Below are 11,372 nucleotides of genomic sequence, written 5' to 3' on the forward strand. Positions count from 1 at the left end.
AAATGTTTTCGGTAATGACTTTATAAGCGAGATCACGGATATCTTATCAGCAGATTTATATGCGCTCGCTTCCGCGTGATTGAGTTTAAGGAAAATATCCCATATTATCTTGTAGCTGATAAATGCGGTCAGCATTGAGACAGCAGAACAGCCCATGAATTTTATTATCTTCCTGTTGTCGGCTTCATTTTGCAGATACCATAATACAAGAACAAGAATAAAGACACAGGCGCAGCCTATATTCATCTGATAACAGCCCAGCGAAAGCGTGAACAAAACTGTTGATATGATAAGCGATCTGACAGAACATTCCCTGAGCTGCCATATTCCCAGTACCGCAAAAAGATACGCAAACGCAAAGGTCGGAGACATATAACGATATGACAAAAACGAACATACCGCAGTATTTACCACACTTATAAGAACAACGATATATCCCCTGAACGAGTCTTTCAGCCCGAAAATATACGCCACAATGATGCCGCCGCATACATGACAGGCTAACGAAAACATTGATGTAAAGGGTTCGGGGGAATAATTCTCCCTCAATCTTCCTATAGTAGGCCAGAACCACCTTCCTATAGAGATCACCCACTGATATCCGATATCGTATGAGCCCTTCCAGAGTCCGTCATATGTATTCGTCAGCTCGTTTGATATCAGTACGATATAGGCAAGTGTGCATAATATCCAGTTTACCGCAAAAAAACGCGCCAACCGCTTTATGTCATATTTCTTTTCATTAAGCAAAGTACATCCCCCGTTTGCATACCAACGTTAAACATATTATACATCAAATCCTCAGGCCCTGTCAATGCTTCATCACTGCGTTTCTTTTTTTCATGATTCTCACATTGTTTTACTGAGAGAATCACGCAAAAGATACGTCTAAGAAGTAGATGCCTGTTTTTTATACGGCAAGATAAAATTTCTATTGCAAAGCGCGGAGTTTTGTAGTATAATAGAAAATAGTATTATAATCGGGTACTATGGCTTTTACCACCCGAAACAAAAGGAGGAACAAAATTGGCTAAGTCAACAGCTACGGGTACGAAGACTGCTTCGTCCTCATCCCGCAACAAGATCGGCAGCACCAGACCTGCTATCACTGCCGCAGACATCATAGCCGAGAAAAAGGGACAGAAGTTCAAGCCGCTTTATTATGTCATCGCTTTTCTTGTACCTTTTCTTCTGACATTCGTGTCATACATCTGCTTTGATGTTTACCCATTCGGCGAACGTTCCGTACTGACGCTCGACCTTAACGGTCAGTACATCTACTACTTTGAAGCATTGAGAAATGCTTTCTGGGGCGACGGAAGTATTTTCTACAACTGGAGCCGAAACCTTTCGGGCGGCTTCATGGGTATCATAGGATACTACCTCGCAAGTCCGTTCACCTTCATCGTCATGCTGCTTCCGAGAAAAATGATAATCGAAAGCGTCATGATAATGCAGATGGTAAAGGTAGGTGCGGCAGGTCTTACATTCTGCATCTATGCACAGAAGTCAAAGAGACTCAAACCGCTCCAGTCTGTATTGTTTTCAACAATGTATTCTATGATGGCATATGTCGTTATCCAGCTCATCGACCCCATGTGGATCGACGGACCTATATTCCTGCCACTCATAATCCTCGGCGTGGAATATCTCATTGATGACGGCAGAAAGCTGAATTACATCATACCTACAGCTATAATGTTCGTGGCAAACTTCTATATTGGCTTCATGATAGCCATATTTATCGCCATTTACTTCGTTTATTACCTGTTCTTCGGTACTAAGCGGAAATTCAAGAGCATAGAGGAATACGCAAAGACCATAGGTATTATGGGCGTTTCCACCGTGGTAGTCCTGCTTTGCAGTATGTTCATGATACTGCCTGTCTACAATGCCCTTGCACTTGGTAAGTTCGACTTCTCTGTTCCTGATTACAGCTACAGGGCTATGTTCAATCCTATCGAGCTCGTTCCTTGTCTGCTCCCGAACCAGTATTACTCAGTTAACGTTGACGAGGGAACCCGCTTCTACGGCAGACCTGAGATATACTGCGGTGTGCTCACATTCGTTCTTCTCCCATTGTTCTTCATGAACAAGAAGATAAAGACCAACAACAAGATAGGCTACGGTCTTATGACCTTTGCCCTCCTGTTCAGTATGTATGTAAAGCCTATCAATATGATGTGGCACGGCGGTCAGGATCCTAACTGGCTCCCATACAGATACTCATTCCTGCTCTCATTCGTTCTCGTATCAATGGCAGCAGAGGTGTTCTCAAAGCTTGACGGCTATAAGCTATCACCGCTGAGTGTAGGCTCATCGGCAGCAGTTATCGGTATACTGACGGCGATATTCTGCAAGATGATGAAGTCCTTCAACTATAACGAGAGCAAATACAAGTATGTTGCTATTCTTCCTTACAAAGCCAATATGGAGCGCGGCTCTGAGAGCTGGGAAGAAACATGGCTGGGCACTATCGCTTTCGGTATGATACTCGCAGGCATCTACCTTGCAGGCGTTTATCTGTACAGCCACTCCAAGACCAAAAAGGCTAAAAGTGCTATATCCGTTGTAATGGCACTGTTCATATTCTTTGAGACAGGCTATAACTGCTATGACTCGTTCAGAAAGATATTCAAGGAAGTCGGCAACTCCGACAAGAGCACATACACCGAGATACTTTCCGCTCCCGATGTTGTAAAGGAGCTCCAAAACTACGACAACGGCTTCTACCGCGCTGAAAAGACATATTCACGTATGGTAAACGACGACCTCGCTTACGGTCTCAAGGGTATTTCACACTCAAGCTCGGTAATGAATGCAAGAGCTATCACTTTCATTGAGGCTATGGGTTATTTCACTCAGAGCTTCGAGTCAAAATATGAGGGCTGCAACCCTGTTGCCGATTCTATCCTCGGCTTCAAGTATATCCTTGATGACCCTGCAAGAAGCAGCGGCAGCACACAGATGCTGGATCACTCCTACGTCAAGCGTTTCTCCACCTCATACACAAAGGATAAAGATGTCCCTGCAACAGTTGACATCTACGAAAATCCAAACGCGCTGAATATCGGTTACATGGCTAACGAGGATATCCTGAGACTTTCAGGTCTCGGCAACGATAACCCATTCAACAGCCTTAACAACTTCCTCAGCTCAATGACAGGAAATACTACCGATTACACAGCTGTTCCGCTTGTTCCAAAGCAGTATTATGTTCCTTTCGATTGTACTGTAAAATACGATGATACAAAGGTATATCTCCACGATTACAATAACAACGGCACTCTTCACGACTGCTACGAAGCATTCGCAGGCGTTGACGACGCTGTTGTAAACGTTGATGTTACTGTTCCTAAGGACGGAAACATCTATATGCACCTCGGCTCTGAAATGAGAAAGACCTGTAACGTATGGGTAGCTGTAAAGGGCGAGGACGGTGTATACAGAGGTCAGAAGACAGGTACGGAAGCTTATGACGGCTATGGCACATACTTCAACACCAACTCTTCACCTATCGTAAGAATGGGTCCGTTCAATGCAGGCGATGAAGTCGAGATAAGACTTACTATCCCGCCTACAGACGGCAGATACACAGGAAGCAACGAGTACATCATGGTAAGAAAGAACCAGGGCTTCAACTTCTATTACCTTGATGAAGATGCTTTCGCTGAAGATATCAACAAGCTCAAGGAGCGTCAGTGGAATCTCGATATGAGCAAGACTACAGACCGCTACCTTGTAGGTGATGTTGATGCTCAGGAAGGCGAGATACTCATGACAACTATCCCTTACGAGCCGGGCTGGAAGGTAGAGATCGACGGCGAGGCTGCTGAGAACTTCATTACAGAGACAAAGCCTGAGGGCTCTGACAAGACAGTGCTCGTAAACGACAGCAAGTCTGCTGAGGCAGGTGCAAAGGGCGAAGTACTCGTTCTCGGTACTCTGATAGGCATACGTCTCCCCGCAGGTCACCACACTGTTTCAATGAAGTATACTCCTCCCGGATTTAACTTCGGTATATTCACACTTATACTCGGTATAGCTATTCTCGTACTCTTCTTTATGTATGACAAGAAGCACAACAAGGTGCTCCTCGAAGTACAGAAGGCTAAAGAGATAATCAAGAGCGGCAAGGCTGACGAATACCTTGCTGAGATAGCTGCTCAGGAAAAGGCTGCAAAGAAAAAAGGCAAGAAAAAATCACAGCTGATAAAATCAAAGGGAGCTATCGCCGAAGAGTCACTCAAAAAGGCTAAGGACAAAGCCGAGGACATCGCTGAGGACGCAAAAGATGCCGCAGATGATGTCAAGGAAAAAGCAGAGTCTATATCAAAAGATGCTTTAAAAGCTATCGAGGACGCTGTTGAAGTGACTGCCGCAGAGATGAAAAACGCTGAAGAAACAGCAGAAGATGCAGTTGAAGAAGCTGTTGAAGATGCTGTCGAGGAAGCTGAAGAGACTGCACAAAATGTAACAGAGACCGTAAAGGAAGCTGTTAAAAAGCCAGCTCAGAATTCTGCAAACAACAAAAACAAGAAAAAGAAGAAGTAATTTCATGTCCCCGCCAATGTGCGGGGACTTTCTTTTTTTCTTTAACGCACTTGTGATACATGGTAAAATGAGAACTAATTTATTAACTATATGTTACATAGTAAAATACTTTATCACATTATTTAATTTCTTTTTCTTATCATGTGAAATGTTATATCAAAATAAAAAATTAGAAATAATCATTTCACGGTATATAGCTTCTCTCTGGACAATTGTACTAAAATAACAAATCAGAATTCTATATAACATATTATGTATTTTGCACAAATCCACTTGACTTTATTCTACACATATGATAAAATTTAGTTGTAAAGTTAGATTGAAGCTTTTTGCACTGAGCTTCGATCGAATAAACCAAATATCATTTTTATATCATTAAGGAGGAAAACATAATGTTTATTGAAAAGAACGTTAAACGTTTGGTCAGCATTTCTGCTGCCGCAGCTTGCCTCTTCACTTCAATCAACGTAGCTCCTATCGGAGATGCTGATGCTGCAAACACAATGACAGCTTTCCAGATCACACAGAATATGAAGGTGGGCTGGAACTTAGGTAACACTCTCGACGCTTATGCTCAGGACGAGAACGGCAATCCTCTCACAACATACGGTCTTGATTCAGAGACCTGCTGGGGCTGCCCAAAGGCAAACGAGACTCTCTTCAAGGCTCTCAAGGCAAAGGGATTCAATACAGTCCGTATCCCTACAACATGGTTCCAGCACCTTGACTCAAACAACAACGTTGACCCTGCATGGATGGCAAGAGTTCACGAGGTAGTTGACTACGCTTACAAGAACGGTATGTACGTTATCCTCAACATTCACCACGAGGAGGGCTGGATCAACAGACCTGATCTTGCTACAGCTTATGACGATATCAAGCCAAGACTCTTGAAGCTCTGGGAGCAGATCGCTACAGAATTCAAGGATTATGACCAGCATCTCATATTTGAGTGCATGAACGAGCCCCGTGCTAAGGGTACAGACTGGGAATGGTGGTATGCAAAACCTGTTGCTGAGGCTGACGTTATCAACAAGCTGGAGGCAGACTTCGTTAAGCTCATCAGAGGCATGGACGGTCCTTACGCTAAGACCCGTCTCCTTATGCTCCCGGGTTATGTAGCAAGCTCAGACAAGACCTTCCTCAACCAGATCGTTCTTCCTGAGAATGACGACTTCATCGCTGTTTCTATCCACGCTTACACACCTTATAATTTCACAATGAACACTGACGAAAAGACAGGTGCATATCACGATACATTTACAAAGGATTTCAGCAATGACCTTGCTTACAACCTCCAGAACTTCCGCGATATGTTCATCAATAAGGACGTTCCTGTAGTTATCGGTGAGATGGGTACATCTAACTTCGGCAACACACAGGCTCGTGTAGACTGGACAACTCAGTACTTCACAACAACTAAGAAGTATGGTATCCCATGCGTTCTCTGGGACAACAACATCGAGTCAAATCCAAAGGCTCCCGGTGAGTGCCACGGCTATATCAACCGTGAGACAGGCGAATGGTATTCTTCAAGTCTCTCAATCATCAACAAGATGATGGAGATCATGAACGATGATTCTATCGTTTGGGGCAGCGAAGGCAAGATGCCTACTTACGATCATCAGGATCTCTCAACAGGTAAGGTATTCCTCGAAAATACAGAGATCGACGTAGCTCTCGAAAAGACATACGGCAACTCAACTCCTGGTAAGGAGATCTCATGGAACGACCTCAAGGGCAAGGAAGTTGCTATCAAGTACACAGGCGATCAGCCTATCCTCGCTGTTTCAGACAAGGATTACAAGGGCTGGTCAGAAATGGCAGCTTACACAGTTGACGAGGCAAACGGCATCGCTTACTACCTCGTTGATACACAGGTACCTGCTGCTTACGCAGGCGACCTTTCAACTATCAACCATATGCAGGCAAGAACACCTGGTAAGACAAACATCGAGAAGATAGTTATCCTCGATGCTCCTGATGTACAGATCGACGTTCCTGTTAGCAAGACAAAGAAGTATACTGTTGACTTCAAACACGATTTGACAGCTTCTCAGTTTGTTCTCACATTCAAGGGCGAACCAAACACAGACACTAACGGCTGCGTAGGCTTCAACGGCGACGGCTGGGAGCAGGTTGAGTGGGAAGGCAAGACAGATGCTAACGGTGACCTCCAGGTTATCCTTCCAATCTCAAGCTTCCCTGATGATCTCCAGTCAGCTGAGGTTCAGATCTGGTATCAGCCTGAACTCGTTGATATGGTAAGTGCTAAATTCGCTTCACAGGCAGTTACACAGCCAGTAACTACAACATCTACAACTACTACAACAACCACAACTACTACAACAGTTACATCTACAACTACTACAAGTGCAACAACTACTGTTACTGAAACAACAACAGTAAGCACACCTAACACAAAGAGCACAGGCAACGGCGATGCTAACCAGGACGGCGGAGTTGACATGGGCGACGTAGTTCTCATCATGCAGTCTCTCGCAAATCCTAACAAGTATCAGCTCAACGGCAAGGGTGCTGAGGCAGCTGACGTTTACGGCAACGACGGCGTTACTGTAAAGGACGCTCAGGTTATCCAGCTCTTCCTTCTCCACAAGATCAATACACTTCCTGTTGCTGAAGGTACAGTTGTAGACTAATTCTTAATTCAGTTCTCATATACCTCTAAAATGCAGCTGCATCACGCAGCTGCATTTTTTATGCTCTGATTTAATAATTTCTTGCACTTATTCAATTATAAAATAATATTAACATTTGTTACCTATTGACAAAACAATATGAACTGTTATATAATTATAACGGTATCGCTGTACATATAAAAAGAAATAACGATACTATTGGGATAAAAAATATAACAAAAGCAGAGATATAAATATGCTTTATAATATGCAATTAATGCTCTATTGTAGAAAAAAGGAAGACAACTAAATATGCTTACTGATTACCATTGTCATATTCTGCCTGGCATGGACGACGGTGCGCCCGATGCGGATACCGCTCTGGACATGATAGACATGATGAAGGAGCAAGGCGTTGAAAGGATCATCGCTACTCCTCATTTTTATGCGCATGAGGAACGTTCACTGACAGAATATCTTTTAAGGCGTGAGGACGCCTTTGACAGTATTGCCGATTATACTGCAATACCTAATATGCTTCTTGGCGCAGAAGTCGCCATAGAACACGGAATATCGAAAATTCCCGGGATACAGCAGCTTGCTATCGAGGACTCAGACATGATACTTCTTGAGCTGCCTTTCCGAGATTATGAGGATTGGATGTCTGAGGAGATAAACGCTATATCTTCAGAGTACGGGCTGAAAGTAGTGCTTGCTCACATACACCGATACCTCACATATTATTCGCCCGAAAATTTTGAGAAAATACTCAAGACCGACGCTATTTTTCAGTTTAATAACGATGCATTCTTATTACAGAGAGAAAGAGACTTGTTAAAACGGCTGGTAAAAGAGAAAAAGACAATTATTTTCGGAAGCGATGCACATAATACGGACACGAGATGTCCGAACTGGGATGTTTGTTTGGAGGTATGTGACCCCGATGTACTTGAAGCGTCAAATTCTCTTCTGAAAGTAACAGAGGAACAGCTTCGTGTCATGGCTCCGCCAGAGATCGGAGAACAAGGGGCATAATTTTAATGGCTTTATTTATGAGCTAATGGGGGAAAAGTATGAAAAATCTATTAGAAAAGTTTAGTTTCCGCAGAGTAATTCTTGCTCTTGCAGATGCATTCATCATCATGTCATCTGCTCTTATCGCAAATTTTATTCTTTCGTTCCTTAATTCGGAGATATCACGCTCCGATATGCTTATGAGCTTTGTCGTCAGCTCTGTCACCTGTTGCGGCTCGCTGTTTATATTCGGAGCTTACAGCAAGCTCTGGAGATTTTTCCATAAACGTGATTATCTGTCATGCGCCTACGGAGTCATCGGCGGTATCATTATCGCCTGTGGATTCATTTATATCATCAGAAAAAACGTAAACATCAATTATGCCTGCGTTCACGGTCTGATATCTCTTATCGGCGTGTGCCTTTTCAGATTTCTCTTCAAGGAGACCTTTGTCACTTTCTCGGACTCTGTCACCGAAAACGGCAAAAAACGTACTATGATAGTGGGCGGCGGTCAGACCTGCCGAATGATACTTACCGAGATAAAAAATGCTACCGAATCCTCTTTCACAGATGACAAGGTAAGCGCAGTATACGATCCTGTATGTATCATCGACGACGACAGATCAAAGATAGGTTCGGAAATACTCGGCGTTACTGTTGTAGGTACTACAAATGAGATAATCAAATTCGTGGATCAGCAGCACATCGAGCAGATAATCTTTGCTATCCCCTCCTGCCTTGAGGACGAGAGAAAGCGTATCCTCGATATATGTTCGTGTACAAAGCTCCCAGTTAAGGTAGTGCCTTTCATAGGCAATCTTATCTTTGACAACGGAAACACTCCTATCCTCACTCAGATGCGCGACATCAAGGTCGAGGATCTTCTTGGACGCTCTCCTATAAAATTCGACAACGAGGAGATACGTCACTTCATCTACGGAAAAGTATGTATGGTAACAGGCGGAGGCGGTTCTATCGGCTCTGAGCTTGTCCGCCAGATCGCAAAATACGGTCCTCAGCAGATAATCATTGTGGATATCTACGAGAATAACGCTTACGCTATCCAGCAGGAGCTTGTCATGGACTACGGCGACAGCCTTAATCTTACCGTTCTAATCGCTTCCGTAAGAGACTATTACCGCATGAACCGCATATTTGAAAAGTACAAGCCCGATATCGTATTCCATGCGGCTGCTCACAAACACGTTCCTCTTATGGAAAATTCTCCTATGGAGGCTATCAAAAACAACGTTATAGGTACTTTCAACACCGCTTCGCTGGCACAGTTCCACAAGGTCAAGAAATTCGTTATGGTATCCACCGACAAGGCTGTTAATCCTACGAATGTTATGGGAGCTTCAAAACGCTGCTGCGAAATGATAATACAGTACCTCTCACAGCAGAGAGACTGCTATACCGAGTTCGTAACAACACGTTTCGGTAACGTTCTCGGCTCTAACGGCTCTGTAATACCGCTCTTCAAAAAGCAGATAGAGCAGGGCAAGCCTGTTACCGTAACTCACCCCGATGTCATAAGATACTTTATGACAATACCCGAGGCTGTAAGCCTCGTCCTCGAAGCCGCTGCAATAGCTCACGGCGGAGAGATATTCGTGCTTGATATGGGACAGCCTGTTCATATCGTAAAACTGGCTGAAAACCTTATACGTATGTACGGAAAAGAACCGTATAAAGACGTTGAGATAAAGTTCACAGGTCTCCGTCCGGGCGAAAAGCTCCGCGAAGAGCTCCTCATGAACGAGGAGGGACTCAGAAAGACCTCAAACGAGCTTATCTTTATCGGTCAGCAGATAGAGCTTGACGGCGAAGAATTCATCAAAAAGCTCAGAAGGCTGCGAAATGCTGCTAACGAAAACCTCTGTGACCTTGTAGTTGAACAGCTCCATGAGATAGTTCCTACCTTTATTACTCCCGAGGAGTTCAACAGAGCCGAGATAATCAAGCACAGCAAAACAGAATTTGTCGAAAATGTAAGGGACTGACTTCAGTCCCTTTACTATTGCCATAAAGGAGAAGCAATATGATATACAGGACACCCGAATATTGCAGGGATTTCCGCTGTATCGCAGGAAAATGTAAAGACAGCTGCTGCAAGGGCTGGGAAATAGATATCGACACCGATACCGTGCGATATTACGAAAGTGTAGGCGGAGAATTCGGCAAAAGACTCAGAGACAATATCCGTGACGGCTGTTTCGTACTCACGGAAGATGAACGCTGCCCCTTTCTCAATGCTAAGGGGCTCTGCGATATATACACCGAGCTTGGCGAGGACAAGCTGTGCCGCATATGCTCCGATCACCCACGTTACTTCGAGTGGTTCGAGGGACTCAAAGAGGGCGGCGTAGGGCTGTGCTGCGAAGCCGCTGCGGAGCTTATACTGTCCCGTCCGTTCGAGCTTTCGGAGACCGATACCCCCTACGAAGAAGCCGCAGGCGGCTACGACGATGAGCTTTTCGAGCTTATATTATCCGCAAGAAGCGATATGTTCCGTGTCCTCAGTGATGAGACTGTCCCCCTTGCCGATGCAATTTCGGATATCCTCGATATCGCCGCCGATACACAGGAAAGCATTGATATGCCATTCCCCGATAACGATACAGTAGCCTGCTCCCATGATCTTAGCCGTATTTTCGGCTGTTTCAGCGAGCTTGAACCCATTGACGAAAACTGGCTGCCATACATAAAGGACTGCACCGAAAAGCTGAACTGTCTGCCTGAGCACGACAGCTCAGCTGACATATATCTCCGCAGGATAGCTCAGTACCTTATATTCCGCTACCTGCTGAAAAGTGTTTATGACGGAGAAATACTGGGGTATACCAAGTTTGCTGCAGTGAGCATCATCGTCATTAGCTCACTGTTCAGATATTCCGCACTGAAAGGGACTGTCCTTAACCTTTCGGAATATGCCGAAATAGCTAAGAATTACTCAAAAGAGACGGAATACTGCGAGGAAAACATGGAAAAGCTCCTTGAACTTTTCGCAGACGAGCCCTTTTTCAGTATATCGGCTCTGAAAGACCTGCTGTATAAAAGTCTTGGCGGAAATGTGGACAATATCTGAAATATCCGCCTTTAAATGCGAAAACTAAGTGAAATTCATTGAAATACTTGCAATATTATGATATAATGAATGTG

At 44.2% G+C, this 11,372-nt stretch carries 6 protein-coding genes; 5 read left to right on the forward strand and 1 reads right to left on the reverse strand.

Features of this window, described 5'->3' with window-relative positions; genetic code table 11:
• The coding region (locus QZZ41_RS14400; protein ID WP_295073662.1) for a glucosyltransferase domain-containing protein at window positions 1-750 on the reverse strand (750 nt) is incomplete at its 3' end.
• 276 nt (window positions 751-1,026) lie between these two features.
• Here QZZ41_RS14400 and QZZ41_RS14405 point away from each other — a divergent pair.
• From QZZ41_RS14405 to fliB, 5 genes are all read left to right on the forward strand, one after another.
• The gene (locus tag QZZ41_RS14405; protein ID WP_295073665.1) at window positions 1,027-4,554 is read left to right on the forward strand and encodes a YfhO family protein; all 3,528 of its coding nucleotides are present in this window, start codon (window positions 1,027-1,029) and stop codon (window positions 4,552-4,554) included.
• Between the two features lie 392 nt (window positions 4,555-4,946).
• Window positions 4,947-7,214 (forward strand): cellulase family glycosylhydrolase, encoded by a 2,268-nt coding sequence (locus QZZ41_RS14410; protein WP_295073667.1) that lies wholly within the window; start codon window positions 4,947-4,949, stop codon window positions 7,212-7,214.
• A 291-nt stretch (window positions 7,215-7,505) separates the two neighbouring features.
• Window positions 7,506-8,228, forward strand: a complete 723-nt coding sequence (locus tag QZZ41_RS14415; RefSeq protein ID WP_295073670.1) for a CpsB/CapC family capsule biosynthesis tyrosine phosphatase — start codon at window positions 7,506-7,508, stop codon at window positions 8,226-8,228.
• A 38-nt stretch (window positions 8,229-8,266) separates the two neighbouring features.
• Window positions 8,267-10,213 carry a nucleoside-diphosphate sugar epimerase/dehydratase gene (locus QZZ41_RS14420; protein WP_295073673.1) on the forward strand — a complete coding sequence of 649 codons (1,947 nt, stop codon included), beginning with the start codon at window positions 8,267-8,269 and terminating at the stop codon, window positions 10,211-10,213.
• A gap of 38 nt (window positions 10,214-10,251) precedes the next feature.
• Complete coding sequence (gene fliB / locus QZZ41_RS14425; RefSeq protein WP_295073676.1) at window positions 10,252-11,298, forward strand: flagellin lysine-N-methylase; 1,047 nt, start codon at window positions 10,252-10,254, stop codon at window positions 11,296-11,298.
• Window positions 11,299-11,372 lie beyond the last annotated feature (74 nt).

It is taken from the genome of Ruminococcus sp., from assembly GCF_016283395.1.

Excerpts from the sequence above, each read along its gene's own strand:
- QZZ41_RS14410 (WP_295073667.1), top strand. The coding sequence starts at position 4,947 with ATGTTTATTGAAAAGAACGTTAAACGTTTGGTCAGCATTTCTGCTGCC.
- QZZ41_RS14415 (WP_295073670.1), top strand. The coding sequence starts at position 7,506 with ATGCTTACTGATTACCATTGTCATATTCTGCCTGGCATGGACGACGGT.
- QZZ41_RS14420 (WP_295073673.1), top strand. The coding sequence starts at position 8,267 with ATGAAAAATCTATTAGAAAAGTTTAGTTTCCGCAGAGTAATTCTTGCT.
- fliB (WP_295073676.1), top strand. The coding sequence starts at position 10,252 with ATGATATACAGGACACCCGAATATTGCAGGGATTTCCGCTGTATCGCA.